We start from the raw sequence: 24,823 nt of genomic DNA on the forward strand, positions 1-24,823 counted from the left end.
TGCTCCACTGGCGGTTCAGAACAACAACGGAGCCCGCCATGCATATCGTCATCCCCGACGACTACCAGCACGTCGTCGAAACCCTGGATTGCTATCCCTTGCTCCAGCGCGCCGGGCACCAGGTGACGCTCTATCACGACGCCGAGCGCGATCCCCAGGTGCTGGTGGAGCGCTTCCGCGATGCCGATGCCCTGGAGCTGACCCGCGAGCGCACCCGTATCGACGCCGAGCTGCTGGCGCACCTGCCGCGGCTCAAGCTGATCAGCCAGACCGGCAAGGCCACCGCCCATCTCGACGTGGCCGCCTGCACTCACCAGGGCGTGGCGGTCTGCGAAGGCAGCGGCTCGCCGGTCTCCACCGCCGAGTTGACCTGGACCCTGATCCTCATGGCCCGCCGCCGGCTCAAGCCGGCCATCGACGCCCTGTATGCCGGGCGCTGGCAGGTCAATCTGGGCGAACGGCTGGATGGACAGATCCTCGGCATTTGGGGCTACGGCAAGATCGGCCAGCGCCTGGCGCGCTACGGCCAGGCCTTCGGCATGCCGGTGCTGGTCTGGGGCAGCGAGGCCTCGCGCGCCCGCGCCGAAGCCGACGGCCACCGCGCGGCCGCCAGCCAGGAGGCTTTCTTCGCCGAGGCCGATGTCATCAGCCTGCACCTCAGATACAGCGAGCGCAGCCGCGGCTGCGTGCGCGCCGAGGACCTGGCGCGGATGAAGAAGACTGCCCTACTGGTCAACACCGCCCGCGCCGGCCTGATCGAACCCGGCGCCCTGCTCACGGCGCTGGAACGGGGTCATCCCGGCCAGGCGGCGCTGGATGTCTTCGAGCAGGAACCCGTGGCACCGGATGACCCCTTGCTCGCCCACCCCAAGGTGCTCTGCACGCCGCATCTGGGCTATGTGGAAAAGCACAGTTACGAGCTCTATTTCGGCGAGGCCTTCGCCAACCTGGTGGGCTTTTTCGCGGGTGAACCGACGGGTGTCGCCAACCCGGAGGTATTGGGGCGGTAGCTTCGATACACACGCCAAGGCGGCGTTTTCACCACCTTGGCTTAGTCGCATCCGTTGGGCTTCGACGATGGAGCCGTCTCAGCACCAACCTACGGCAGCCGTTCCCTTACCGCGGCGGCGAAGGCGGCCGGGGCTTCCTGGGGGATATTGTGGCCGCAGCTGGGTAGCACCTCGTAGCGCAAAGGCCCACGGAAATGCCGGGCTACAATGGCTTCGCCCTGTACCTTCGTCACGCCGTCGTCGGCGCCGGCCAATACCGTAGTGGGCACGCTGATGGGTGGCTGCGCGGCGAGCCGGCGCTCGGTCTCGGCATAGGCCGGATCGTCCGGTGCCAGGCCGTAGCGGTGGCGATAGGAGTGGATCACGGTGTCGACGAAATCGGGATTGTCGAAGGCCGCGGCGGTAAGCGCATAGGTGGCGTCGCTGAAGTGCCAGCTGGGCGACCACAGTGACCAGAGCAGTCGGCAGAAGTCGTGACGATGTTCCGCCAGCCCTGCTCGTCCTCGTTCGCCATGGAAGTAGTATTGGTACCAGAGCCGCAATTCCGCCTCCGGGGAACCGGGCTGGGTAGCGGCAGTGGCGATGTCCTGGATCGGATAGCCGTCGCCCAGCACCAGCCCCGCGACCCGCTCGGGCCAGAGGGCGGCGACGATACCAGCGGCGCGACCGCCCCAGTCATAGCCAGCCAGGGTCGCCCGCTCCAGGCCCAGGGCATCGAGAAGCGCCAGGACGTCATGGGCCAGGGCGGCCTGCTGGCCGGAGCGCGGGGTGTCGGCGCTCAGGTAGCGGGTGGCGCCGTAGCCACGCAGAAAGGGCACATAGACGCGGCAGCCAGCGGCGACCAGTTCATCGGTCACCTCGGCGTAGGCATGGATGTCGTAGGGAAAGCCGTGCAGCAACAGGACCGGCGGGCCATTTTCCGGTCCTTGGACCTGATAGGTCACGTCCAAGACGCCTGCCTGAAGGGAGGTCAGCATGGAGGGTTCTCCGCTGTTGGTGTTCTAGAGCGGAGAGCCATGAGGGGTGGGGAGTTCCCGCCGTTGAAGCGTAGCGTGAAAAACGCCGGCGGTTTTCCACGCTACGACGTTCAAGCGCATCGCAGCCATGGCCGCGATCAGCGACGTAGGTTGGCGCTGAGCACAGCGAAGCCCAACAGTCCACGGTGCGGTCTGGCGTTGGGCTTCGACGATGGAGCCGTCTCAGCGCCAACCTACGGCACCCTGGCAAGCCGACGTAGGTTGGCGCTGAGCGCAGCGAAGCCCAACAGTCCAGGGTTTGGTCTAACGCTGGGCTTCGACGATGGAGCTGTCTCAGCCCAACCTACGAGTCTTCCGCCCCGGGATGACCTGGCTACCCCGCCAGATACCGCCCGATCAGGGTCACGCCGGAGACCAGCACCAGCCAGGTCACCAGGCGGGTGAAGCGTTCGCGGGACAGGCGCCGCTGCAGGTGGCGACCGATCCAGCCGCCAAGCAGCATGGCCGGCAGCAGGCAGACGGCCAAGAGCAGCAGGCTGCCGTCGCTGTAGGCGCCGGCGATCAGCAGGAGGACGATGCGAATGGAAGCGCTGCAGCCGATGAGAAAGCTCTGGGTGCCGCGGATGGCGTTCTTGTCTTCCAGGCGGCCATTGAGATATAGCGCATAGAGAAAGCCGCCGCTGCCGAACAGGGCACCGCACAGGCCCCCGACGCCGCCCGCCGGGATCGACCAGGCCGGCGCCAGTTGGCGAAAGCCCTTGGGCGTGAGCAGGCTGTAGGTGGAATAGGCGACCACGAAGAGCCCCAGCCAGAGCATCAGCAGCCGGGCATCGGTGCGCATCAGCAGGTAGGTGCCCAGAGCGGCGCCGAGCAGCAGCATGGGCAGCAATCGCTTGAGTTCGCGCCCGGCGATGGCGCGGCGATCCGGCAGCCAGTTGTGGAAGGAGGCGAGGAAATCCAGCATCACCAGCAAGGGCACGATGCGCGATAGCGGCATCCAGCTGGTGAGCAAGGGACCGGCGACCAGGGCGCTGCCGAAACCGGCCACGCCGAAGATCAGATAGGCCAGGACCACGATGGCTTCGATGAACAGCCAGTCGAGAGGGCTAAAGGCGGGAACGAAGGCAGCGAGGGTTTCGAGCATGGGAGCGCATCCTGCGACAAGAAATCGCATTCTGCGCCCCGGGAATGGCCTATGAAAACCGCCGGCTGCCCGCGTTCACGGGAACCGGCGATCCAGAGCGACTCAGGGAATCAGGCGCTGGGCTCTGAGGCGGGTGAAGAGGTCGAGAAAGCTCGCCCGGGTGTCGCGATAGCCGAAGAATCCCAGGTCGCGGCTCTTGGTCATGTCGTTGAGGCACTCGATCTCGCGGCCCAGGTCGGCGTCGCTGTGCCACCAGGAGGCGAGCTTGTCGACATCGGCCTCCACCAGGCCATGTTCCTCGGCCAGCTTGCGCCACTGCGCCGGGGCCGTGTCCTTCATCCGCGCTTCCAGCGGCATGGGCTGCTCGGGATAGGGTGCCGGCTCCAGGTCGAAGAAGGCAGCGATCTCGCTCCACAGCCAGCGCCAGCGGAAGACATCGCCATTGACGGTGTTGAAGGCCTGGTTGCGCGCCGCCGGCGCCAGGGCCGCCCACTCCAGCTGCTCGGCGAGTAGGCCGGCGTCGGTAACGTCGGTCAGGCTGTCCCACTGGGTACGGGAGCCGGGAAAGACGAAGGGTTGGCCGGTGGCCTTGCACAGGGAGGCGTAGACCGCCAAGGTCAGGCCCATGTTCATGGCGTTGGTGCCCTTAGCCTGGCCGATCATGCTGTGGGAGCGGTGCACGCTCCAGCCGAAGCCATGCCGTTCGGCGGCGGCGAAGAGGATGTCTTCCAGGGTGTAGTAGAAGTTGGCACCGGGCTGGCGCGGCTCGCTTTCGCGGAAGGGCGTCTCGGCCTTGCCGCTGCCGTATTCCTCGAAGGAGCCCAGGTAATGCTTGGTACCGGTGACCAGCGCCAGGTGCTGCAGCGGCGCGCCGGCCAGGGCCTGGCAGAGGTTGTTCATCATGGCGCCATTGGCCTCGACGTTTTCCTTCTCGGTGTCACGGCGGGTCCAGGTGCAGAAGAACACATGGCTGATCGGCAGGCCGGCCAGGGCCTGGCGGGTGGACTCGGCGTCGAGCAGGTCGGCGGCGACCGGGATGACGCCTTCCTGGGCCACGGGTTTGCGGGCCAGACCATAAACGGTCCAACCCGAGGCCACCAGGGTGTGGGCCAGGTTGTAGCCAGAAATACCGGTGACGCCGACGATAAGAGCGGTGCCCTTGCGCATGAAACCTCCAGATAGGGAAGAAAAGGGCCTGCGGCAGTGCAGGCGCTGTAGATAAGGGAGTGCCTTGTCTCAGGGTTGATTCCAGCCTATTGAAGAATTAACGGCGTATCCTGGGTATAAATTCCTATTTAATAGGAATCATATTCCATAATAGGAAGCTAGCCTTGTATTCCTCCGAACGCCTCAAGGGCCTCGACGTCTTCGTCACCGTGGCCGATCTCGGCAGCTTCACCGCGGCCGGCGAGCGTCTCAATCTCACCGGCTCGGCCATCGGCAAGAGCGTGGCCCGTCTGGAAAGCCGCCTGGGCGTGCGGCTGTTCCAGCGCACCACTCGCCGTCTGCGCCTGACCGAGGCCGGCGCCAGTTTCTATCGCACCTGCACCGGGGTGCTGGCCGAGCTGGAACAGGCCGAGCTAGGGCTGACCGCCCAGGAGGGCGAGCCCCATGGCCGGGTGCGCATCGACCTGCCCGCTTCCTATGGCCGCCTGCACGTACTGCCGCTGATCCTGGAGCTGCTGCACCGCTATCCCCTGCTGCAACCGGATCTGTCGTTCGCCGATCGCTTCGTCGATCCGGTGCACGAGGGCATCGACATCCTGGTGCGCATCGGCGGCTCCGATGCCTGGCCGGCCAGCCTGGGGCATCGCTTCCTCGGTACCCAGCGCCAGGTCTTTTGCGCCGCTCCGGCCTATCTTGCCCAGCATGGCCGACCCCAGACCCCGACCGACCTGGTCGATCACCAGTGCATCGGCTTTCGCCAGGCCGACGGCCTGGTCAGCCCCTGGCAGCTGCGCGGCGAGCAGCCGGGCGATAGCGAACGCTGGGTGTTCCAGCCGCGGCTGGTAGTGGGCGATGGCGAAGGCGAGGTGCTGGCGGCGCTGGCTGGCCATGGCATCGCCCAGCTGCCGACCTGGCTGATCGCCGAGCACCTGGCCACTGGCGCCCTGGTCGATGTGCTGCCCGAGCATGGCGTCGAGGGCTCGCCGATCAACCTGGTATGGCCACGCAGTCGCGAGACCCTGCCACGGGTCCGGCTGCTGCTCGATCACCTGGCCACCCGGCTGTTGCCCACCGTGGCGCCCAGGCTGTCCCGCTAGGCACGACCGGTCGACGGCGGGCCGTGGCAAGGGCGGGAACATCTGATCTGGCACCCCGGTCGTAAGACCTCGTGCCCTGCCCGCCCATGAGTTCCATCGATGGGCGGCATGACCGATATCGAGACGATCGATTGGTGCCGCCGTGCCTGGCTGCGCAGGATCGACGGTTTGCTAGCTGGCCAGGCCCGCCTGGCCGCCCCGCTCCACCCTGCAGTTCCACCATCTAGATGAGGTATCTCATGAGCCAAGCCCAAGGCTACGCTGCCCAGTCCGCCGACCAGCCCCTGGCGCCCTTCTCCTTCGAGCGGCGCGAACCCGGCGCCCACGACGTGCAGATCGACATCCTCTTCTGCGGCGTCTGCCATTCCGACCTGCACACCGCGCGCAACGAGTGGAACAACACCCTCTATCCGTCCGTGCCCGGCCACGAGATCGTCGGTACCGTCACCGCGGTCGGTGCCCACGTGAAGAACTTCAAGGTCGGCGACAGCGTCGGTGTCGGCTGCATGGTCGACAGCTGCCAGCACTGCGCCCCCTGTGATGCCGGCGAAGAGTCCTATTGCGAGAACGGCTTCACCGGCACCTACAACGGCAACCTCTACGGCGGCAGCGAAAACACCCAGGGCGGCTACTCCGACCACATCGTGGTCAACGAGAAGTTCGTGCTCAAGGTAAGCCACACCGAGAACCTGGCCGCCGTGGCGCCGCTGCTCTGCGCCGGCATCACCACCTACTCGCCGCTGGCCCACTGGAAGGTCGGTCCGGGCAAGAAGGTCGGCATCGTCGGTCTGGGTGGTCTGGGCCACATGGGCGTGAAGATCGCCCACGCCATGGGTGCCCACGTGGTGCTCTTCACCACCAGCGCCAACAAGAAGGACGACGCCCTGCGTCTGGGGGCCGACGAGGTGGTGGTGTCGAAGAACGAAGACGAGATGGCCGCGCACGCGAACAGCTTCGACTTCATCCTCAACACCGTGGCCGCGCCGCACAACCTGGACGCCTTCCTCACCCTGCTCAAGTGGGACGGCACCATGACCCTGGTCGGCGTACCCGCCGAGCCGCACCCGGCGCCCAGCGTCTTCAACCTGGTGATGAAGCGCCGCCAGCTGGCCGGCTCGCTCATCGGCGGCATCCGCGAGACCCAGGAGATGCTGGACTTCTGCGCCAAGCACGGCATCGTTTCGGACATCGAGCAGATCGCCATCCAGGACATCAACCACGCCTATGAGCGCATGCTCAAGAGCGATGTGAAGTATCGCTTCGTGATCGACATGCAGAGCCTCAAGCAGGGCCAGACCGCGGCCTGATCCCACGCTCCGCTCCGCTGACAACGCCCGCGCCCGTCGCGGGCGTTGTCATTTCCGGTAACGCATTTTTGCTGTGACCTGCGGTCTTAGCGATAGCAAAGATCAGGAGGCAAGCGCCATGCAGTGGGACAAGGGACAACGTAGCGACAACGTGCAACAGGCCAGCGGCGGACGCGGCATGAAGATCGGCGGCGGCCTGGGCCTGGGTGGCGTGGCCCTGGTGGTGGTGTTCGGCCTGCTCAGCGGCCAGAGTCCGACGCAGATCCTCGGCAACCTGATCAGCCTCAGCGGCCAGAGCGCGCCCAGCCAGCAGGAGACCACCGCCCCGGCCGACAATCGCCAGGTGGACTTCGTCCGCGTGGTGCTGGGTGAGACCGAAAACACCTGGACGCGCATCTTCCAGGCGCATGGCGAGCAGTACCAGCCGCCCAAGCTGGTGCTGTTCAACGGCCAGGTGCAATCCGGTTGCGGTGGCGCCACCGCGGCCAGCGGCCCCTTCTATTGCCCGGTGGACAGCAAGGTCTACCTGGACCTGACCTTCTTCCAGGAACTGCAGCAGCGCTTCGGCGCCGACGGCGACTTCGCCCGCGCCTACGTCATCGCCCACGAGGTCGGCCACCACGTGCAGAACCTCACCGGCACCACCAACAAGATGGAAGCGGCGCGCCGTCGCGGTATCCCCACCGAAGGCGCCACCGGGTTGTCGGTGCGGTTGGAGTTGCAGGCCGACTGCTATGCCGGGGTCTGGGCCAACGACGCCCAGAAGCGCTTGAACTGGCTGGAGCCGGGTGACCTGGAGAAGGCGCTGAACGCCGCCAACGCCATTGGCGATGACCGCCTGCAACGCCAGTCCCAGGGTCGCGTGGTACCGGATTCCTTCACCCACGGCAGCTCCGCGCAGCGGGTCAAGTGGTTCCGTACCGGCTTCGACAGTGGCAAGGTGGAGAGCTGCGATACCTTCGCCGCCAAGGCACTCTAACGTCACCGGGAGCCTCCCATGCGTCGCCTGCTCGCGCTGTGCCTGGCCTTGGCCTGGGGCCCCGCCCTGGCGGCGCCTCATGAGGGGGTCGCCCGTATCGTCGGCGACCGCTTGCCAATCGGTCAGGCGCAGGCCGCGTTGCAGCTATCCACCGACTGGAATCAGCCGCACCCGGAAATTCGCCGCGCGCTGGTGATCGTCCATGGTCGCCTGCGCAACGCCGCCACCTATTTCCGTTCCGGCGAGACGGCCACGGCGGCGGCCGGCGCCGCGGCGGACACCCTGGTGATCGCTCCGCAGTTCCTCAACGAAAAGGACGTCCACCGGCATCGGCTGCCGGACGACCTGCTGCGCTGGCAGGGCAATGCCTGGATGGGCGGCGAGCCCGCCCTGGGCCCGCAACCCTTGAGCAGTTTCGCCGTGTTCGACGCCCTGCTCGCCCGCCTGGCGGACCGCCAGCGCCTGCCCAATCTGCAGGAGGTGGTGATCGCCGGGCATTCCGGCGGTGGCCAGGTGGTGCAGCGCTACGCCGTGCTCGGCCACGGCGAGCGCGCCCTCGCCGCCACGGGCATCCGCCTGAGATACGTGGTGGCCAATCCGTCGTCCTATGCCTATTTCGATGCGCGTCGCCCGGATGCCCAGGGCCAACCCGTGCCCTTCGCCGGCGCGGCCAGTTGCCCGGATTTCGACACCTGGAAATACGGCATGCAGGGCCTGCCGGCCTATGCCGAAGGACGCCCGGCGGCCAGCCTGGAGCAGCACTATGCGGAGCTCGACGTCACCTACCTGCTGGGCGCCGAGGACACCGACCCCAACCATCCGGCGCTGGACAAGGGTTGCGCCGCCGAGGCCCAGGGCCCCTATCGCCTGGCCCGCGGACTGAACTACTACCGTTACCTGCAGGGCCGTCATCCGGAGCTGCGCCAGCCGCTGGTGGAGGTGCCGGGCGTCGGTCACAACGGCGATGCCCTTTTCACCTCGCCCGAGGGTCGTCGGGCGCTGTTCGGCGCTGGCGGCTAGCGCTCAACCTTCCAGGGTTTCGGGCTTGCCCAGCAGCTCCTGTACCCGGTCGACCAGGACCTCCAGGGTGAAGGGCTTGCCCAGCACGGCCATCCGCTCGCCGACCAGGGGCACGGGTGGCGCGTTGCCCGCCGCATAACCGGTGATGAAGAGGATCGGCAACTGCGGTCTGAGGGTACGGGCCGCATTGGCCAGCAAGCGGCCGTTCAGTCCCGGTAGCCCGACATCGGTGATCAACAGGTCGAAGCCTTCGCCTTCGCGCAGCGCTGCCAGGGCCGCTTCGGCATCGACGGCGTCGCGATACCGCCAGCCCAGTTCGACGAACAGCTGCACCAGCAACGCGCGGATGACCGCGTCGTCTTCCACCAGCAGCACCCGGACGCTGGGTAGCGCACGGCCGGTCGTGGCGCTGGAGAGCGCAAGCGGCGCGCGGATCGGCGGGGCCGGATGACGCGGCAGCAGCAGGCTCACCCGGCAGCCCTGTCCTGGCGCACTGGTCACGCTCACCTGGCCACGGGACTGCCGCACGAAACCATAGATCATGGACAGCCCCAGCCCGGACCCCTGGCCCACGGGCTTGGTGGTAAAGAAGGGTTCGAACACCCGCTCCAGCACCTCCGGAGGCATGCCCACGCCGTCGTCAGCGACCTCGATCAGCAGGTAGTCACCCGCTGGCAGCGCCGGGTCGGCGTCGCGCTGCACCCAATTGCGCGCGCTGATGGTCAGGGTGCCCCCTGCGGGCATGGCATCGCGGCTGTTGATGGCCAGATTGAGCAGGGCGTTTTCCAGCTGGTGCGGATCGGCGTCGACCGGCCAGAGCTCGGCGTCCAGTTCGAGCTGGCAGCGGATCTGCGGCCCCAGGCTGTGCCGCAGCAACTCCTGGAAGTCGCCGATCAGCCGGGCAACGTCGACCGCCTGGGGATTGAGCGTCTGGCGCCGGGAAAAGGCCAGCAGCCGATGGGTGAGACTGGCACCCCGCCCTACCGACTGGGTGGCGGTGTCGAGCAGGTTGCCGACCCCGGCCAGGACCTCCGGCGCCAGGCGGCGGCGCAGGAGATCCAGGCTGGCCTGGATGCCGGCCAGCAAGTTGTTGAAGTCATGGGCGATGCCGCCGGTGAGCTGCCCCACGGCTTCCATCTTCTGCGCCTGGCGCAGCAGCTCCTCGGCCCGGGCGCGATTCTGCATCTCTTCGCGCAGCTGGCGATTGGTCTCTTCCAGCTCGGCGGTACGCGCCTGCACCTGGACCTCCAGGGTGGCGCGCTCGCGGCGCAAGGCCTCCTCGGCCTCGCGACGGTCATCGATGTCTTCGCTGGTGCCGTACCAGCGGATCACGGCGCCCGCCGCATCGCGGCGCGGATAGGCACGGGTACGCAGCCAGCAATGGCTGCCATCCGCCACCCGCACCCGGTGTTCGCGGTCGTAGGCCTGACCGGCGCTGCACGCCACGTCCCAGGCCTGCCGGGTCGCCTGGCGATCGTCCGGATGCACCACCGTCCAAAAGCTATCGGCTTCCAGCATCGGCTGGCCGGTCAGCTGCTGCCAGCGCGGCGAAAAGACCATGTGCTGACCGCTGGGATCGCAGGTCCAGGTGTATTGGGGATTGAGTTCCACCAGGTGCCGATAGTGGTCTTCGCTCTCGCGCAGCTGCAGATCCGCCTGATGGCGCTCGATGGCCAGGGCGGCGGTCTCGGTGACCAGGCGGAAGGCGTCGCGCTCGGCGGCCAGCGGGCGCCGCGGCTCGAGGAAATAGTTGGCGAAGGTGCCCAGCAACCGACCGTCCAGGGCCAACAGCGGCATCGACCAGCAGGCCCGCAGGCCATAGCGCAGCGCCAGGTCGCGCGCGCCGGCCCACAGCGGATCGCCGGCGATGTCCTCGACATAGACGGCTTCGCGGCGGTAGGCGGCGGTGCCACAGGAACCCGCCAGCGGGCCGATCTCCAGCCGCCCGAGATCGCGGCTGTAGGCGTCCGGCAGACTGGGCGCGATGCCGTCCTGCAGATAACGGCCATCCTCGCTGAGCAACAGGATGCAGGCGTGCAGGCGGACCTGGGCCAGGACCTCCACCCGTTGCAGCAGCGTGTGCAGCACCTGGGTCAGGGGCAGGCCGGTGGCAAGGCTTTCCAGCGTCTGACGCTCGTACTGGCGCAGATCGCCGGAGGCTGGCTGATCGCTCGAAGGCGTGTGGAGGCTCATACGGCTGGCCCGACCTGAATCCGAAGCCGGCATCTTAGCCAGCGGCCAGGCAAACAACAGACTATTTACGCCTAACGGACAAATTTCCAGCGTCAGAGCGCCGCCAGGATCTCCGCACAGGTCTCGAAGCGCTGGTCACGCGCCGCGGGCCAGGGATCACCGGGCTGATTGACCTGCAAGGTGCGACACCCCACCGCCCGCCCACACTCCAGGTCGTAGCGGTGATCACCGACCATCACCAGGCTGGCGGGCGCCACCCGCCAGCGTTCGGCCAGCCGCAGCAGACCGCCCGGATCGGGTTTGGGCGCCGCCTCGTCGCGACCCAGTACGGCAGGCGGATCGAAGCAGTCCTCCAGGCCAATGGCGGCCAGGGTCAGCAGTGCCAGGTCGCGAGCATTGCGGGTCAGGATGCCCAGGTGGCAGCCGCGCTCATGCAGCGCGCGCACCAGCTCCACCGCGCCCGGCGCCGGGCGGGCGGCCACCGCCAGTTCGCGCTCGTGCTCGAACAGCCAGGCGTGCTTGGCCTCGCGCTCAGTGGCGGGCAGCTCGGCCAGGTGGTGGAGGATGTCGGCCTGCTCGGGAATGCCCAGGTGCCGGCGAATGGCGGCGAAGTCGTGTACCGCCAGGGTCAGGGTGCCATCCATATCGAACACCCAGTGGCTGAGGTGGCGCAGCGTCATGCAGAGATCCTTTGGCGAGGGTGACCTTCGGGCACTTTGGGGGAACCCCCGTCACCCGTGATCCGTCTGGTGGAGACAACCTTCTGCAGGAGTCTACCCATGACGACGACCGTTCGGGCGCTACTTTTCGATGTCTTCGGCACCGTGGTGGATTGGCGCGGCAGTCTGGTCACTGGTCTGCAAGGACTGTCCGCCAAGCACGGCGTCCAGGGCGACTGGGAGCGGCTGGCCGATGCCTGGCGCGCCGAAGCCTATGAAGCCATCCTGCCGCAGATCGCCGCCCGCAGCCTGCCCTGGCTGCCCCTCGACGAGGTCCATCGTCTGGCGCTGGACGAATTGCTGCCACGCCACGGCCTGGTCGGCCTGACCACCGCCGAGGTGGCCTGGATCAATCGCCTCTGGCACCAGCTGACGCCCTGGCCCGATGCCGTACCGGGTCTCACGCGGCTGCGCCAGGGTTATCCGGTCTGCGCCCTGTCCAATGGCAATGTCAGCCTGCTGCTGGACATGGCCCGCCACGCCGGGCTGCCCTGGGACATGCTGTTCGGCGCCGATCTTTTCAAGCGCTACAAACCGGCCGCGGAGGTCTACCTGGGTGCCTGCGCCCTGCTCGACCTGCAACCGGAACAGGTGATGCTCTGCGCCGCCCACAATGGCGACCTGCAGGCGGCCAAGGAGCTGGGCCTGGCCACCGCCTTCATCCAGCGCCCACGGGAAAAGGGCCCAGCCGGTGGCGAGGTGTCCAGCGGCGGCTGGGATCTGGAAGCGAGCGACCTGCAGGACCTCGCCGACCAGTTGGGCATGGCGGCCATCGAGCGAGATCCGGCGGAGCCCGAGGCCGGCGATTGAGCGCGGCCCGGGCGCTTCGGTATCCTGCCGGATACCTTTCGCCAGGGCATCGCCATGGGTTTTCTCGACAAGCTGCGCAAGAAACGTGAACGCCAGGCGCTGGCCGCCCTGCCCCGCCTGCACCAGCGCACGGCGCGCCTGCGCCGCGAGCTGCCCGACTATGAGATCGGTGCCGGCACCTACGGCGCGCCCAGGGTGTTCGATCTCAAGGAAGGCGCCACCCTGCGCCTGGGACGCTACACCTCCATCGCCGAGGGCGTGCGCATCCTGCTCGGCGGCCTCCACCGGATGGACTGGGTAACCACCTATCCCTTCCCTGCCTTCGTCGACGACCTGGCCCACATCACCGACTACGGCGGCACCCGCGGCGACGTGGTGATCGGCAGCGATTGCTGGATCTGCACCGATGCGCTGATCCTCTCCGGCGTCACCATCGGCCATGGCGCCGTGGTCGCCGCCGGCGCCGTGGTCACCCGCGACGTGCCGCCCTATGCGGTGGTGGGCGGCAATCCGGCGCGCTTCATCCGCTGGCGCTTTCCCGAAGCCACCTGCCAGGCGCTGCTCGACATCGCCTGGTGGGACTGGCCCGAAGCCGAGATCCTGGCCGCCGGCGAACACCTGTGCAGTGCCGATATCGAGGGCTTCATCGCCTACGCGCGGGCGCGCCATCCGGCGCCCTGAAGCCGTCACCTGGAACTCGGAACCGCTCCCAGGGTTCACCTTCATTAGTCACTCCGTTGAAGGTTCTCCATGGAAGCGCTCGATCTGTTGCAATGGCCGGCCATGGCCATCACCCTGCTCGCCGCCTGGCTGGTGGCCTCTCAGCGTCAGGGCCGGCGCAACCTGGGCTTCTGGGTGTTCCTGCTCAGCAACGGTCTGTGGATCGCCTGGGGCCTGCAGGCCGAGGCCTATGCCCTGATCGTGCTGCAGCTGGGCCTGGCGGCGATGAATCTGCGCGGGGTGCGCCGCAACGCCGGCGAAGCGCCGGCCGCTGCGGTCGCGGAGGCCTCGGGCAGGGCATAATGACCGGCCCTGCGTCAGACGGCCCCCGCCCATGCAGTACAGCGTCACCCCCATCGGCCACGTCCGCTCCTGCTTCAAGGAGAAATTCGCCATTCCCCGGCAACCCGCGCTGGCCCCGGCCGCCCGTGGCGTGCTGGAACTGCTGCCGCCCTTCGACCGGCCCGAAGCGGTCGCGGGTCTGGAAGGCGTCAGCCATGTCTGGCTGCTGTTCCTGTTCCACCAGGCCCTGGAAAGCCAGCCGCGGCTGCGGGTGCGGCCACCCCGCCTGGGCGGCAATCGCTACCTGGGCGTCTTCGCCACCCGCGCCACCCATAGACCCAATGGCATCGGCCAGTCGGTGGTACGCCTCGACGGCCTGGAACCGGGACGGCTGCTGCTTTCGGGGATCGATCTGCTCGACGGCACCCCGGTATTGGACATCAAGCCCTATGTGCCCTATGCCGACAGCCCCCCAGGCGCCCACAACGCCATCGCCGAGGCGCCCCCGCCGGCCCTCGCGGTCAGTTGGGCGGACGCGGCGCGGGTCCAGGCCGAGGCCCATGGCCAACGCCTGGGCGAGCCCCTGGCCGAACTGATCGAGCAGTGCCTGGCCCAGGATCCACGCCCGGCCTACCAGACGCCGACGCCCGAGCGGCGCTACGGGGTGCGGCTGTGGGATGTGGAGGTGCACTGGCACTATCCAACCGCGACCTCCATCCAGGTGCTGGACGTCACCGCCGCGGTCTGACACGGCCCCGTTTGCATTCCGGCGCCCGCGCCCCCAACAATGACAGTGCCGGATCGCATGAAGTGGTCCGCACCCGGCTACGGCCGCCGTTCGGCCGTATCACCGATAGGGAAGCATCTATGGCTCCAAGCAGACAGGTCATCAACGCTCAGGTCAGCCCCAAGGGCAGCCTGGAGACCCTTTCCCAGCGCGAGGTCCAGCAGCTCAGCGCCGCCGGCTCGGGCAACCTCTACCAGCTCTTTCGCCAGTGCGCCCTGGCCATCCTCAACACCGGCGCCCACAGCGACAACGCCAAGACCATCCTCGAGGCCTACCAGGACTTCGAGATCCGCATCCACCAGCAGGACCGCGGCGTGCGCCTGGAACTGGTCAACGCCCCGGCCGATGCCTTCGTCGACGGCGAGATGATCGCCAGCACCCGCGAGATGCTGTTCAGCGCCCTGCGTGACATCGTCTACACCGAGAGCGAGCAGAGCAGCCTGCGCATCGATCTGGAGAGCTCCGAGGGCATCACCGACTACGTCTTCCACCTCCTGCGCAACGCCCGCACCCTGCGCGCCGGCGTGGAGCCGAAGATGGTGGTCTGCTGGGGCGGTCACTCCATCAGCACCGAGGAATACAAGTACACCAAGAAGGTCGGCCACGAACTCGGCCTGCGCAACCTGGACATCTGCACCGGCTGCGGCCCGGGCGTGATGAAGGGCCCGATGAAGGGCGCCACCATCGCCCACGCCAAGCAGCGCCTCCAGGGCGGTCGCTACCTGGGCCTCACCGAGCCGGGCATCATCGCCGCCGAGGCGCCCAACCCCATCGTCAACGAACTGGTGATCCTGCCGGACATCGAGAAACGCCTGGAGGCCTTCGTCCGCGCGGGCCACGGCATCATCATCTTTCCCGGCGGCGCCGGTACGGCGGAGGAGTTCCTCTACCTGCTGGGCATCCTCATGCACCCGGACAACAGAGACATCCCCTTCCCCGTTGTACTCACCGGTCCGCAGAGCGCCGCGCCCTACCTCGAACAGTTGCACGCCTTCATTGGCGCCACCTTGGGCGAAGCCGCCCAGCGCCACTACCAAATCGTGGTCAATGATCCGGTCGAGGTAGCGCGGCAGATGGCCCAGGGCCTAAAGGCGGTCAAGCAGTTCCGCCGCGAGCGTCACGATGCCTTCCACTTCAACTGGTTGCTGCGCATCGAGGAAGGCTTCCAGCGTCCTTTCGATCCCACTCACGAGAACATGGCGGCTCTGCAACTGACCCATGCCGTGCCGCCCCACGAACTGGCCGCCAACCTGCGGCGCGCCTTTTCCGGCATCGTCGCGGGCAACGTCAAGGCCAAGGGCATCCAGCTGATCGAGGAACGCGGGCCTTACGAGATCCATGGCGATCCCGACATCATGCGCCCGCTAGACCGGCTGCTGCAGGCCTTCGTCGAGCAGCACCGCATGAAGCTACCGGGCGGCGCGGCCTACGAGCCCTGCTACCGCGTGGTCAGCTGAATCCTTTCACGCCGGCCTTTTCGGCCGGTTTTTCCCACGCTCGACCGTTCGTCATCACCCCGCTCGACGAACGGTCGACTTGCCGGCCAAGTGCCATCACAAAGTCGCTAGCTAGCTATCTAGAGCGCTCCGCCCTGCTCGACCGGCGCGTTTCCACCGCCCCCTGCCTGCTTGAAAAAAACCTCGCGCGCTAACTGCCTGGGTGTGCGTTAAAGCCCCTCTTCACCGCGCCGATAGGGCAAGGCAAGCTAAACCCAAAGCGGCGACTGCCGTGGTGAAGACTGCCCGGATCGACGAGCTCCGGTCGGGCAGCCTTCGTTCAGTCGCGCTGGATTTCCTGCCGAGGCAACGGAATGAACAACTGGTTGGGACTCGACTTTCTGGTCGCCCCTCTCACCCAAGACCAGGTGCACCTGCACGGCCAGCATGATGCCTGGTTGGTGGCGCTCGCCTACCTGGTCGCGGTCAGCGCCTGCTATGTCACCCTGGTGTTCGCCGAGCGCATCGGCCAGACCCGCACCCTGGCGCGGCGGCGGGCCTGGAGTCTGATGGGCGCCCTGAGCTTCGGCTTCGGCGTCTGGGGCATGCACTTCATCGCCATGCTCGCCTTCACCGTGCCCACCCGGGTGCACTACGACCTCTTCATCACCATCGCCTCGCTGCTGATCGTGGTGCTGGCCGGACTCATGGCCATGCCCGCCCTCAGCCAGCCCGACCTCACCCTGGGGCAGCGCCTCAAGGCCGGTATCGTGCTGAGCGTGGGCATCGTGCTCATGCACTACACCGGCATGGCGGCGGTGCATACCGAGGCCGTGGTGCTCTATCGACCACTGCCCTTCCTGCTGTCGATCGGCATCGCCGTAGGGGCCAGCTTCGCCGCGCTGCAATTGATCCAGATCTTCCGTCGCCACTACACCGGCATCTATCGCTGGCTGCGCATGGCCACCGCCCTGGTGATGGGACTGGCCATCGCCGCCATGCACTTCACCGGCATGTGGTCCATGGTGCTGATCGCACCGGCCCAGACCGAAAGCACCCTGCAAGGCGCCAGCAATTCCTGGCAGCTGGGGGTGGGCATCGCCATCATCGCCCTGCTGCTGGGGGTGGGCGGCCTGGGCGCGGCCTGGGCGGATCGCCAGCTGCAACGCAAGGAAAACGACCTGGAGCGGGTCAACTCCCTGGTCGGCCAGCTCGACGAGGCCCGCGCCTCGCTGCAGCAGGCGGCGCACTACGACCCCCTCACCGACCTGCACAATCGCCGCGCCTTCAACCAGGCCTTCGCCGAGATCCTCGAACGCCACGCCCAGCAGGGGCGCAACCTGGGAGTGATGTTTCTCGACATCGATCACTTCAAGCGCATCAACGACAGCCTCGGCCACGATGCCGGCGACCAGCTGCTGGTGGCCATGGCCAAGATCATTCGCGACGCGGTACGCGAAGGCGATCTGGTGGCGCGCTTCGGCGGTGACGAATTCTGCATCCTGGCCAGCCTCGCCGGGCCCGAAGAGGCCAGGCAGCTGGCCCAGCGCATCCTGGAACGCCTGCGCAACCCCGTCACCATCGGCAACCGCACCCTGGTGATGACCACCAGCATCGGCATCAGTCTCTATCCCCGCGACGGCGGCTGCTGCGAGGAATTGCTCAAGAGCGCGGATCTCGCGCTCTATCTGTCCAAGGGTAATGGCCGCAACACTTACAGCTTCTTCGACGAGACCCTGCGCGAGAAGATCTCGCTGCAACTGGAGCTGGAAGCCGAACTGCGCGAAGCCCTGGTCGAGGAACGCGGGCTGCAGCTCTACTATCAGCCGATCCTGGATGTCGCCAGCGGCCAGCTGGACAAGGCCGAAGCCCTGATCCGCTGGGACCATCCCCGCCTCGGCATGCTGGCGCCCAACTGCTTTCTCGGCGTGGCCGAGGCCAACGGCTTCATCGAGGACCTGGACGCCTGGGTGCTCAGACGTGCCTGCCACGACCTGGCCGAGCTGACCGCCGCCGGCCTCACGGAGCTGCGCATCGCGGTCAACTGCTCGGCGCTGAGCCTGAGCAACGACGCCCTGCCCGGGCAGATCGCCTGGCGGCTGGACGACCACCGGCTGTCGCCGCGGCGCCTGGAACTGGAGGTGACCGAGAATGCCCTGGTCAAGAACGTGCAGCCCACCGCCGAGCTCCTGCAACGCATCCGCGACCTGGGCGTGACGGTGTCCATCGACGACTTCGGCACCGGCTATTCCTCGCTGGCCTATCTCAAGCGCCTGCCGATCGATACCGTGAAGATCGACCGCTCCTTCGTCACCGGGCTGGCCGAGGGCAACGCCGATCACCAGATCGTCCAGGCCATCATCGGCATGGCCCGACCGCTTAAGCTCAAGGTCACCGCCGAGGGCGTCGAACACCTGGAGCAGCTGCGGCTGCTGTGCGCCCTGGGCTGCGACTTCATCCAGGGCTATCACATCAGCCGACCGGTGCCCCTGGCCCAGGTGCCCGAGGTGATCGCTCGCTATGCCAGCGGAGTCTGCCCGCTGCAGGCCCAGGCGGAGGCGGATGCCGACGCCCTGGCGCTGGCCAGGGCGCTCGGCTAGCCGCGCCGATAGCGCAGCCAGACGCTGCCGTCGTCCTGGGCTTCGGCCGTATCCAGCTTGAGGTACAGCGGCTGCTGCCAGGCCTGCTCGGCGATCTCGAAGGAGGCCGGATGGGCGCCGCGGCCGTCCACCAGCGGAATGATCAGCACGCTGATCTCGTCCACCAGGCCGGCGGCGACAAAGGAGCCGCTGACGTGGGGACCGCCTTCCACCACCAGCCGCTCGATGCCCAGCTCGGCGTTCAGCAGTTCCAGCACCGCGGCCAGGTCCAGTTCCTGCTTGCCGCCGAAGACATAGGAGGCACCGATGTTCTGCAGGTGGGCCAGGTAGTCGTCGCTGACGCCTTCGGTGAGCACCGCCACCACGTGGGAATCCAGGGCTTCGTTCTTTTTCCAGGCCACCTTGCCCTGGGGATCGATGGCGATGGCGTACTTGGCGGCGTCGCGCAGGGCGAAATGGTGGGTGCGAGGGATGGGCGCCTGGGCGACGCCGGTGGGATAACCCTCGCCGTGGGCGATCTCTTCCATCGTCACCCGGCCACAGGCCCAGGCGTCGAATTCAAAGCGCTCGGCCAGGCGCTCGTAGGTGGCATCGGCCTGCTTCTTGACGGCGCGGTCCCAGCCATCGGTGAGGGCGTGACCGTCGACCGACGACATCATATGGCAGATCACATAGGGCTTCATGGGGACTCCCGGCAATAGCGTGTCGCCATGACACGCCTTGCAGCAACCGACCGGCCCGGCGCCGGGGGAGTTCAGCCCGCCGGGTCGTGGAAACGAAAAACCCGCCGGAGGGCGGGTTTTCGCGGAGTCTGCTCGCGTTACTTCTCGACGAAGGCGCGCTCGATCAGGTAGTCGCCCGGATCGCCCATGCGTGGCGAGATGGTCAGGCCGAATTCGTTCAGCACGGCGCTGGTCTCGTCCAGCATGCTCGGGCTACCGCAGATCATGGCGCGGTCGTCCTGCGGATTGATCGGCGGCAGGCCGATGTCCGCGAACAGCTTGCCGCTGCGCATCAGGTCGGTCTGACGACCCTGGTTGCGGAATTCCTCGCGGGTGACCAGGGGGTAGTAGATCAGCTTCTCGCGGACCAGATCGCCGATGAACTCGTGCTCCGGCAGGGTCTTGGTGATGAAGTCGGCATAGGCCAGCTCGTTCACGTAGCGCACGCCGTGGACCAGGATCACCTTCTCGAAGCGCTCGTAGGTCTCCGGATCCTGGATGGTACTCAGGAAGGGCGCCATGCCGGTGCCGGTGCTCAGCAGGTAGAGGTGCTTGGCGGGCTTCAAGTCACTGAGGATCAGGGTGCCGGTGGGCTTGCGGCTGACCATCAGGTTGTCGCCTTCCTTGAGGTGCTGCAGGCGCGAGGTCAGGGGGCCGTCCGGCACCTTGATGCTGAAGAACTCCAGGTGCTCTTCATAGTTGGGGCTGGCGATGCTGTAGGCACGCATCAGCGGACGACCGCCTTCGGTCTCCAGGCCGATCATCACGAACTGACCGTTCTCGAAACGCAGGCCCGCGTTGCGGGTGGTCTTGAAGCTGAACAGGGTGTCGTTCCAGTGATGAACGCTCAGGACGCGCTCGGTGTACAGGTTGCTCATCGATGACTCCAGGAAAAATCGGTACAGCCCGGGGCTGGATAGAAATTGCGCGACAGTTTATAGAGGGGGAAAATATCCGTGAAATGAATAATTCGAATATAGGTTATCCAAAAGGCAGATATGAGATTCACGTTGCGTCAACTCGAGGTCTTCGTCGCCGTGGCCCGCCAGGAAAGCGTTTCCCGCGCGGCCGAGGCGCTCAGTCTGTCGCAGTCGGCCACCAGTACCGCCCTGGGCGAACTGGAACGGCAATTCGACTGCCGGGTATTCGACCGCGCGGGCAAGCGTTTGACGCTCAACGCCCTGGGCCGGCAATTGCTGCCCAAGGCGGTGGCCCTGCTCGACCGCAGCGCCGAGGTGGAAAATCTGCTGCGCGGCAAGACCGGCTTCGGCTCCCTGGAGGTCGGCGCCACCCTCACCATCGGCAACTACCTGGCCACCCTGCTGCTGGGCGACTTCATGCAGCGCCACCCCGACTGCCGGGTGCGACTGCACGTGCACAACACCGCCAGCGTGGTGCAACGCATCGCCAACCATGACATCGACCTCGGCCTGATCGAAGGCGACTGCCAGCATCCGGATCTGGAAGTGCAGCCCTGGATCGAGGACGAACTGGTGGTGTTCTGCGCGCCCGGCCACGTCCTCGCGGGCAGGCAGGCCACCCAGGCCGAACTGGAAGCCCAGGCCTGGATCCTGCGCGAACAGGGTTCCGGCACCCGCCTGACCTTCGACCAGGCCATGCGCCATCACGCCCAGCCGCTGGACGTGCGCCTGGAGCTGGAACACACCGAGGCCATCCTGCGCGCGGTGGAGTCGGGGCTAGGCATCGGCTGCCTGTCACGGCTGGCGCTGCGTGATGCCTTCGCCCGCGGCACCCTGGTGCCCATCGCGACCCCGACCCTGGATCTGCGTCGCCAGTTCTGCTTCATCTGGCACAAGCAGAAGTACCAGACCGGGGCCATGGTCGAATTCCTCGACCTCTGTCGCCAGCTGACCCTGGGCCTCGCCCGCAGCGATCAGATCGACACCGCGCGGCCCCGGCCCGGACGCTAGTCACTGGCCCTGGTAGATCCGGCGATTCTCCAGTTCCCGCTGCTCGTGGCGGCGGTGCGCGCGCAGCGCCAGCAGCGCCAGGACGCCGATCACCAGGCGATAGCCCTGGGAATAGAGATCCAGTTCGGCGGTGGCCGACTCGCCCAGTACACCGCTGATCAGCCGCACCACGAACAGCGTCAGCTGCACGAAGGCCACCAGCAGCAGACCGGCCGACAGCCATTCCGCCCGCCGGAAGGCCAGCACGGCAAACAGCGCCAAGGCGAATTGCATGCCGCCATACCAGACCCGCGCTTCGGCCACCGACGCCGAATCCATCAGCACCATGCCGCGGGCATTGGCCATCTCGTAGGGGTAGAACCAGTGCGCCAGGGCGAGTCCAAACCAGACCAGGGCCTGCAGACACAACACCAGACGTGCGAAGCGAAGCTCGGACATTCCCCGTTTCTCCTTGGGGCCAGAGGTGGATGACAGCCGCTCCAGTGTAGCCAGCCAAACGACCTGGCGCAGGTAGCGATCCGCACTGCCGATGCAGACCGCCGCAGGCGGGTTAGGGTTCGCCGGAAGGGCTGGGGTAAGCTGCAGAGACCTTTCGTTTTCGGCTCGGATCGCGAGCCCGCTGCCCAGGTGACCGCCATGCCCGCCACCCTACCCGCCCAGCCGCCGCTGGTGCTGTCCATCCAGTCCCATGTCGCCTATGGCCACGTCGGCAACGCCGCCGCCACCCTGCCGCTGCAACTGCTCGGCCTGCAGCCGGTGGTGGTCAACACGGTGCAGTTCTCCAATCACACCGGCTACGGCGAATTCAAGGGCCAGGTCTTTCCGCCCGAACACATCCACGACGTGCTCGACGGCCTGCGCGCCCGCGGCGTGCTGGAGCGCTGCGTAGCGGTGCTCTCCGGCTACCTGGGCGATGCCGCCATCGGCGAGGTGATCCTGGGCGTGGTCCAGGAGATCCGTCGCCAGCGCAGCGATCTGCACTACCTCTGCGATCCGGTGATGGGCGATGTCGGTCGCGGCATATTCGTGCGTCCCGGCATCCCCGACTTCCTGCGCCGCCGCGCCATCGAACAGGCCAGCCTGATCACCCCCAACCAGTACGAATTCGAATTGCTGCACGGGCAGCCGCTGGCGGATACCGCCGACGCGGTGAGCGCCGCCCGCCTGTTGCTTGGCCGCCCTGGTCAGCCGGGCCCCGCGACCATCGTCATCACCAGCCTGCGCACCCCGGACCTGCCCGCCGACGTCCTCAGTACCCTGGTGGTGGAAAGCCAGGATGCCTGGCTGGTGCAGACGCCCTACCTGGACCTGCAACCACTGCCCAACGGCATGGGTGACGTCTTCTCGGCGGTGCTGCTCGGCCAGTTGCTGAACGGCCAGTCCACGCCCGCCGCGGCGTCCCATGCGGTCAGCGCCCTCTACGCCCTGGTCGCCCGCACAGCTCCCGGCAGCCGCGACCTGCCCCTGATCGCCGCCCGCGAGCAAATCGTGCGACCAGGCGAGTTGTTCGAGGCACAGCGGCTTGCGTAGGTTGGGGTTGAGCGTCAGCGAAGCCCAACGGTGCCACGTTTGCAGCGCTCTGTTGGGCTTCGACGGAGTAGCCGTCTCAGCCCAACCTACGGGCGACCCTTCCTGCGCCATACCGCCCCCTCTCCCCTCGGGAGAGGGCTGGGGTGAGGGAAAGCCCAGTCACCGCACCCTCACGACGACTGCATATGCCGCTCGCGCTGCTCCTGGCGTTCCTTCGCTTCGACGCCAAGGGTGGCGGTGGGTCTCAGCAGCAGCCGTGCCAGGCCAATGGGTTCGCCGGTCTCCTCGCACCACCCATACTCATCACGGGCCAGGCGCTCCAGCGCCTCGTCGATCTTGTCCAGCAGCTTCTTCTCCCGTTCCAGCTGGCGCAGTTGCCATTGCCGCTGCTGCTCGGCGTTACCGACATCGGCCGGATCGCCGTGGGCGTCCATGCCACGCAGGTCTTCCACCTGCTCGTCGATCAGCCGCTGCAGATCGCCACGCTGGTCGAGCAGCAGCCGGCGAAAGAAGTCGCGTTGGGCCTCGTTCATGTAGGCCGACTCGGGCTGGGCCAAGAGTTCTTCAGGGGTCATACGACAGCGCTCCTCGATAAAGATGTTATATTATAACACTTCACGAGTGCTCTAGCCTGGGTCTTGTACCTAGCGAAGCCGTCACAAAAATCTCGTAGTGCCTTTGCCAAACCACTACACAAAGACAAAAGGCTATGAGAGAGTAGCGCCACAACCTGTATGACAACCTTACAACCACAACAGCAGGTCTCCATGTTCGCCAAGGTTCCCGCCAATGTGTTGAGCGACAGCGTCGCTCAACAGCTGCTGGACAAGATCGAAGCCGGTGTCTTCGCCCCCGGTAGCAAGATCCCCAGCGAAGCCCTGCTCTCCGAAGCCTTCGGCGTCAGCCGTACCGTGGTGCGCGAAGCCATCTCGCGGCTGAAGAACGAAGGCGTGCTGCAGCCCCAGCAGGGGCGCGGCATCTTCGTCACCACCCACGCCAGCATCCGCCCACTGCGTATCGACGCCGACGAAGCCAGCCTGCCTGGTAGCGTCTTCCACCTGCTGGCCCTGCGCCGCGCTGTCGAGGCAGAGATCGCCTCCGAGGCCGCCATCAACCGCAGCGAAGCCGATCTGGTGGCCATCGACGAGGCCCTGACCGCCATCGACGAAGACGTCGCCGACGGCCACGACGGGGTACGCGCCGATGTGGCCTTCCACCGCACCATCGCCCAGGCCGCCGGCAACCCCTACTTCATCAAGACCCTGGAATTCGTCAGCCAGTACCTGGAGACGGCCACGCGCATCACCCGTACCAACGAGGCGCGGCGCGAGGACTTTTCCCGCCAGGTGCACGAAGAACACCAGGCCATCGTTGCCGCCATCCGCCTCGGTGACCCCCTGGCCGCCGCCAACGCCGCCCGCCAGCACATCTACAACGCCGCCCGCCGCCTGCGGCAGGCCGGCTTCGCCTGACCACCTTTCTGGAGAACAACAAGATGCAAGACAACGTCGGTGTCATCGGCCTCGGGGCCATGGGTCTGGGCGTCGCCCGTTCGCTGCTGCGCGCGGGTTTCGCCGTGCATGCCTGCGATGTGCGTGCCAGCGTGCTGGAAAGCTTCGCCAGCGAAGGTGGTGTCGCCTGCACCTCGCCTGCGGCCCTGGCCGACAGCTGCGACATCCTGATCACCGTGGTGGTCAACGCCGAGCAGACCGAAGCTGTGCTGTTCGGTGAAGGCGGCGCCGCCTCTGCCCTGCGGCCGGGCAGCCTGGTGATCGCCTGCGCCACCGTGGCCCCGGCCTACGCCGTGGAGCTGGGCGAGCGCCTGGCCGAGCGCGGCATCCTGCTGCTGGACGCTCCGCTCTCCGGGGGCGCCGCCAAGGCCGCCAGTGGCGAGATGACCATGATGACCTCCGGCACCGCGGAAGCCTATGCCAAGGGCGAGGCGGTACTGGCCGCCATGGCCGGGAAGGTCTATCGCCTGGGCGATGCACCCGGCCAGGGTTCCAAGGTCAAGATCATCAACCAGCTGCTGGCCGGGGTGCATATCGCCGCCTCCGCCGAGGCCATGGCCCTCGGCCTGCGCGAAGGCGTCGATCCGGACGCCCTCTACGAGGTCATCACCCACAGCGCCGGCAATTCCTGGATGTTCGAGAATCGCGTGCCGCACATCCTCAAGGCCGACTACACCCCGCTGTCCGCCGTGGACATCTTCGTCAAGGACCTGGGCCTGGTGCTGGATACCGCGCGCACCTCGAAATTCCCGCTGCCGCTGTCGGCCACCGCCCACCAGATGTTCATGCAGGCGTCCACCGCCGGCCATGGTCGTGAAGACGACTCGGCGGTGATCAAGATCTTCCCGGGCATCGAGCTGCCCAAGGCCGCGGAGTGAAAC

The 24,823-nt window shown here is 67.0% G+C and carries 24 protein-coding genes; 15 read left to right on the plus strand and 9 right to left on the minus strand.

The window, feature by feature from the left end; translation table 11 throughout:
* Nucleotides 1-38: 38 nt before the first annotated feature.
* On the plus strand, nt 39-1,010 hold the full coding sequence (locus FEZ61_RS16340; protein ID WP_173149494.1) for a D-2-hydroxyacid dehydrogenase family protein: 972 nt from the start codon (nt 39-41) through the stop codon (nt 1,008-1,010).
* 89 nt (nt 1,011-1,099) lie between these two features.
* On the opposite strand, the gene FEZ61_RS16345 is transcribed toward FEZ61_RS16340, so the two are convergent.
* The 3 genes from FEZ61_RS16345 to FEZ61_RS16355 all read right to left on the minus strand — a co-directional run bounded on the left by FEZ61_RS16345 (nt 1,100) and on the right by FEZ61_RS16355 (nt 4,298).
* Nucleotides 1,100-1,987, minus strand: coding sequence for an alpha/beta hydrolase (locus FEZ61_RS16345; RefSeq protein WP_173149496.1), 888 nt, complete (start codon nt 1,985-1,987; stop codon nt 1,100-1,102).
* Nucleotides 1,988-2,360: 373 nt separating this feature from the next.
* Entirely contained in the window at nt 2,361-3,131 is a 771-nt protein-coding gene (locus tag FEZ61_RS16350; protein ID WP_017638617.1) for a sulfite exporter TauE/SafE family protein, read from the minus strand.
* Between the two features lie 102 nt (nt 3,132-3,233).
* The gene (locus FEZ61_RS16355; RefSeq protein WP_173149498.1) at nt 3,234-4,298 is read right to left on the minus strand and encodes an SDR family oxidoreductase; all 1,065 of its coding nucleotides are present in this window, start codon (nt 4,296-4,298) and stop codon (nt 3,234-3,236) included.
* 164 nt (nt 4,299-4,462) lie between these two features.
* Between FEZ61_RS16355 and FEZ61_RS16360 the strand changes: the two genes are divergently transcribed.
* From FEZ61_RS16360 to FEZ61_RS16375, 4 genes are all read left to right on the plus strand, one after another.
* Nucleotides 4,463-5,395 (plus strand): LysR family transcriptional regulator, encoded by a 933-nt coding sequence (locus FEZ61_RS16360; RefSeq protein WP_173149500.1) that lies wholly within the window; start codon nt 4,463-4,465, stop codon nt 5,393-5,395.
* Nucleotides 5,396-5,634: 239 nt separating this feature from the next.
* The gene (locus FEZ61_RS16365; protein ID WP_173149502.1) at nt 5,635-6,702 is read left to right on the plus strand and encodes an NAD(P)-dependent alcohol dehydrogenase; all 1,068 of its coding nucleotides are present in this window, start codon (nt 5,635-5,637) and stop codon (nt 6,700-6,702) included.
* A gap of 118 nt (nt 6,703-6,820) precedes the next feature.
* Entirely contained in the window at nt 6,821-7,681 is an 861-nt protein-coding gene (locus FEZ61_RS16370; protein ID WP_017638621.1) for a neutral zinc metallopeptidase, read from the plus strand.
* Nucleotides 7,682-7,699: 18 nt separating this feature from the next.
* A complete protein-coding gene (locus FEZ61_RS16375) occupies nt 7,700-8,701 on the plus strand; it encodes a hypothetical protein (protein WP_017638622.1) in 1,002 nt (333 codons plus the stop codon).
* A gap of 3 nt (nt 8,702-8,704) precedes the next feature.
* Here the strand turns inward: FEZ61_RS16375 and FEZ61_RS16380 are convergent, their stop codons facing one another.
* Both FEZ61_RS16380 and FEZ61_RS16385 read right to left on the minus strand, forming a co-directional pair.
* Entirely contained in the window at nt 8,705-10,894 is a 2,190-nt protein-coding gene (locus FEZ61_RS16380) for an ATP-binding protein (protein ID WP_173149504.1), read from the minus strand.
* Nucleotides 10,895-10,986: 92 nt separating this feature from the next.
* Nucleotides 10,987-11,574, minus strand: coding sequence for an HAD family hydrolase (locus FEZ61_RS16385; protein WP_160923312.1), 588 nt, complete (start codon nt 11,572-11,574; stop codon nt 10,987-10,989).
* A gap of 99 nt (nt 11,575-11,673) precedes the next feature.
* Here FEZ61_RS16385 and FEZ61_RS16390 point away from each other — a divergent pair, with 99 nt between their 5' ends.
* The 6 genes from FEZ61_RS16390 (at nt 11,674) to FEZ61_RS16415 (ending at nt 18,248) form a co-directional block, all read left to right on the plus strand.
* The gene (locus FEZ61_RS16390) at nt 11,674-12,423 is read left to right on the plus strand and encodes a haloacid dehalogenase type II (protein ID WP_173149506.1); all 750 of its coding nucleotides are present in this window, start codon (nt 11,674-11,676) and stop codon (nt 12,421-12,423) included.
* A 54-nt stretch (nt 12,424-12,477) separates the two neighbouring features.
* Nucleotides 12,478-13,104: a CatB-related O-acetyltransferase gene (locus FEZ61_RS16395; RefSeq protein ID WP_173149508.1), complete on the plus strand. Its 627-nt coding sequence runs from the start codon at nt 12,478-12,480 to the stop codon at nt 13,102-13,104.
* A gap of 69 nt (nt 13,105-13,173) precedes the next feature.
* Complete coding sequence (locus tag FEZ61_RS16400) at nt 13,174-13,446, plus strand: hypothetical protein (protein ID WP_017638627.1); 273 nt, start codon at nt 13,174-13,176, stop codon at nt 13,444-13,446.
* Nucleotides 13,447-13,477: 31 nt separating this feature from the next.
* Nucleotides 13,478-14,173: a tRNA (N6-threonylcarbamoyladenosine(37)-N6)-methyltransferase TrmO gene (gene tsaA / locus FEZ61_RS16405; protein ID WP_173149510.1), complete on the plus strand. Its 696-nt coding sequence runs from the start codon at nt 13,478-13,480 to the stop codon at nt 14,171-14,173.
* Between the two features lie 119 nt (nt 14,174-14,292).
* Nucleotides 14,293-15,669, plus strand: coding sequence for a nucleotide 5'-monophosphate nucleosidase PpnN (gene ppnN / locus FEZ61_RS16410; RefSeq protein ID WP_173149512.1), 1,377 nt, complete (start codon nt 14,293-14,295; stop codon nt 15,667-15,669).
* A gap of 353 nt (nt 15,670-16,022) precedes the next feature.
* Complete coding sequence (locus FEZ61_RS16415; protein ID WP_173149514.1) at nt 16,023-18,248, plus strand: bifunctional diguanylate cyclase/phosphodiesterase; 2,226 nt, start codon at nt 16,023-16,025, stop codon at nt 18,246-18,248.
* Here the strand turns inward: FEZ61_RS16415 and FEZ61_RS16420 are convergent.
* Nucleotides 18,245-18,931, minus strand: coding sequence for a dihydrofolate reductase family protein (locus FEZ61_RS16420; protein ID WP_173149516.1), 687 nt, complete (start codon nt 18,929-18,931; stop codon nt 18,245-18,247). The genes FEZ61_RS16415 and FEZ61_RS16420 overlap by 4 nt on opposite strands.
* Before the next feature lie 137 nt (nt 18,932-19,068).
* On the minus strand, nt 19,069-19,848 hold the full coding sequence (fpr, locus tag FEZ61_RS16425) for a ferredoxin-NADP reductase (RefSeq protein WP_007160677.1): 780 nt from the start codon (nt 19,846-19,848) through the stop codon (nt 19,069-19,071).
* Nucleotides 19,849-19,968: 120 nt separating this feature from the next.
* On the opposite strand from fpr, the gene FEZ61_RS16430 reads away from it, so the two are divergent.
* Complete coding sequence (locus FEZ61_RS16430) at nt 19,969-20,901, plus strand: LysR family transcriptional regulator (RefSeq protein WP_064309386.1); 933 nt, start codon at nt 19,969-19,971, stop codon at nt 20,899-20,901.
* Here FEZ61_RS16430 and FEZ61_RS16435 read toward each other — a convergent pair whose 3' ends face one another.
* Complete coding sequence (locus FEZ61_RS16435) at nt 20,902-21,339, minus strand: DUF4345 family protein (protein WP_173149518.1); 438 nt, start codon at nt 21,337-21,339, stop codon at nt 20,902-20,904.
* A gap of 198 nt (nt 21,340-21,537) precedes the next feature.
* Between FEZ61_RS16435 and pdxY the strand changes: the two genes are divergently transcribed.
* Nucleotides 21,538-22,431: a pyridoxal kinase PdxY gene (pdxY, locus tag FEZ61_RS16440; RefSeq protein WP_064309387.1), complete on the plus strand. Its 894-nt coding sequence runs from the start codon at nt 21,538-21,540 to the stop codon at nt 22,429-22,431.
* Between the two features lie 170 nt (nt 22,432-22,601).
* Here pdxY and dksA read toward each other — a convergent pair whose 3' ends face one another.
* Nucleotides 22,602-23,006 (minus strand): RNA polymerase-binding protein DksA, encoded by a 405-nt coding sequence (dksA, locus tag FEZ61_RS16445; RefSeq protein ID WP_173149520.1) that lies wholly within the window; start codon nt 23,004-23,006, stop codon nt 22,602-22,604.
* Nucleotides 23,007-23,198: 192 nt separating this feature from the next.
* Between dksA and FEZ61_RS16450 the strand changes: the two genes are divergently transcribed.
* Entirely contained in the window at nt 23,199-23,903 is a 705-nt protein-coding gene (locus tag FEZ61_RS16450; RefSeq protein ID WP_173149522.1) for a FadR/GntR family transcriptional regulator, read from the plus strand.
* Nucleotides 23,904-23,926: 23 nt separating this feature from the next.
* Nucleotides 23,927-24,820: an L-threonate dehydrogenase gene (gene ltnD / locus FEZ61_RS16455; protein ID WP_133863183.1), complete on the plus strand. Its 894-nt coding sequence runs from the start codon at nt 23,927-23,929 to the stop codon at nt 24,818-24,820.
* The last annotated feature ends 3 nt before the right edge of the window (nt 24,821-24,823 follow it).

It is taken from the genome of Pseudomonas sp. MS15a(2019) (assembly GCF_013277805.1).
GTDB lineage: Bacteria > Pseudomonadota > Gammaproteobacteria > Pseudomonadales > Pseudomonadaceae > Chryseomonas > Chryseomonas benzopyrenica.

Excerpts from the sequence above, each read along its gene's own strand:
- FEZ61_RS16340 (WP_173149494.1), top strand. The coding sequence starts at position 39 with ATGCATATCGTCATCCCCGACGACTACCAGCACGTCGTCGAAACCCTG.
- FEZ61_RS16345 (WP_173149496.1), bottom strand. The coding sequence starts at position 1,987 with ATGCTGACCTCCCTTCAGGCAGGCGTCTTGGACGTGACCTATCAGGTC.
- FEZ61_RS16350 (WP_017638617.1), bottom strand. The coding sequence starts at position 3,131 with ATGCTCGAAACCCTCGCTGCCTTCGTTCCCGCCTTTAGCCCTCTCGAC.
- FEZ61_RS16355 (WP_173149498.1), bottom strand. The coding sequence starts at position 4,298 with ATGCGCAAGGGCACCGCTCTTATCGTCGGCGTCACCGGTATTTCTGGC.
- FEZ61_RS16365 (WP_173149502.1), top strand. The coding sequence starts at position 5,635 with ATGAGCCAAGCCCAAGGCTACGCTGCCCAGTCCGCCGACCAGCCCCTG.
- FEZ61_RS16370 (WP_017638621.1), top strand. The coding sequence starts at position 6,821 with ATGCAGTGGGACAAGGGACAACGTAGCGACAACGTGCAACAGGCCAGC.
- FEZ61_RS16375 (WP_017638622.1), top strand. The coding sequence starts at position 7,700 with ATGCGTCGCCTGCTCGCGCTGTGCCTGGCCTTGGCCTGGGGCCCCGCC.
- FEZ61_RS16380 (WP_173149504.1), bottom strand. The coding sequence starts at position 10,894 with ATGAGCCTCCACACGCCTTCGAGCGATCAGCCAGCCTCCGGCGATCTG.
- FEZ61_RS16385 (WP_160923312.1), bottom strand. The coding sequence starts at position 11,574 with ATGACGCTGCGCCACCTCAGCCACTGGGTGTTCGATATGGATGGCACC.
- FEZ61_RS16390 (WP_173149506.1), top strand. The coding sequence starts at position 11,674 with ATGACGACGACCGTTCGGGCGCTACTTTTCGATGTCTTCGGCACCGTG.
- FEZ61_RS16395 (WP_173149508.1), top strand. The coding sequence starts at position 12,478 with ATGGGTTTTCTCGACAAGCTGCGCAAGAAACGTGAACGCCAGGCGCTG.
- FEZ61_RS16400 (WP_017638627.1), top strand. The coding sequence starts at position 13,174 with ATGGAAGCGCTCGATCTGTTGCAATGGCCGGCCATGGCCATCACCCTG.
- tsaA (WP_173149510.1), top strand. The coding sequence starts at position 13,478 with ATGCAGTACAGCGTCACCCCCATCGGCCACGTCCGCTCCTGCTTCAAG.
- ppnN (WP_173149512.1), top strand. The coding sequence starts at position 14,293 with ATGGCTCCAAGCAGACAGGTCATCAACGCTCAGGTCAGCCCCAAGGGC.
- FEZ61_RS16415 (WP_173149514.1), top strand. The coding sequence starts at position 16,023 with ATGAACAACTGGTTGGGACTCGACTTTCTGGTCGCCCCTCTCACCCAA.
- FEZ61_RS16420 (WP_173149516.1), bottom strand. The coding sequence starts at position 18,931 with ATGAAGCCCTATGTGATCTGCCATATGATGTCGTCGGTCGACGGTCAC.
- fpr (WP_007160677.1), bottom strand. The coding sequence starts at position 19,848 with ATGAGCAACCTGTACACCGAGCGCGTCCTGAGCGTTCATCACTGGAAC.
- FEZ61_RS16430 (WP_064309386.1), top strand. The coding sequence starts at position 19,969 with ATGAGATTCACGTTGCGTCAACTCGAGGTCTTCGTCGCCGTGGCCCGC.
- FEZ61_RS16435 (WP_173149518.1), bottom strand. The coding sequence starts at position 21,339 with ATGTCCGAGCTTCGCTTCGCACGTCTGGTGTTGTGTCTGCAGGCCCTG.
- pdxY (WP_064309387.1), top strand. The coding sequence starts at position 21,538 with ATGCCCGCCACCCTACCCGCCCAGCCGCCGCTGGTGCTGTCCATCCAG.
- dksA (WP_173149520.1), bottom strand. The coding sequence starts at position 23,006 with ATGACCCCTGAAGAACTCTTGGCCCAGCCCGAGTCGGCCTACATGAAC.
- FEZ61_RS16450 (WP_173149522.1), top strand. The coding sequence starts at position 23,199 with ATGTTCGCCAAGGTTCCCGCCAATGTGTTGAGCGACAGCGTCGCTCAA.
- ltnD (WP_133863183.1), top strand. The coding sequence starts at position 23,927 with ATGCAAGACAACGTCGGTGTCATCGGCCTCGGGGCCATGGGTCTGGGC.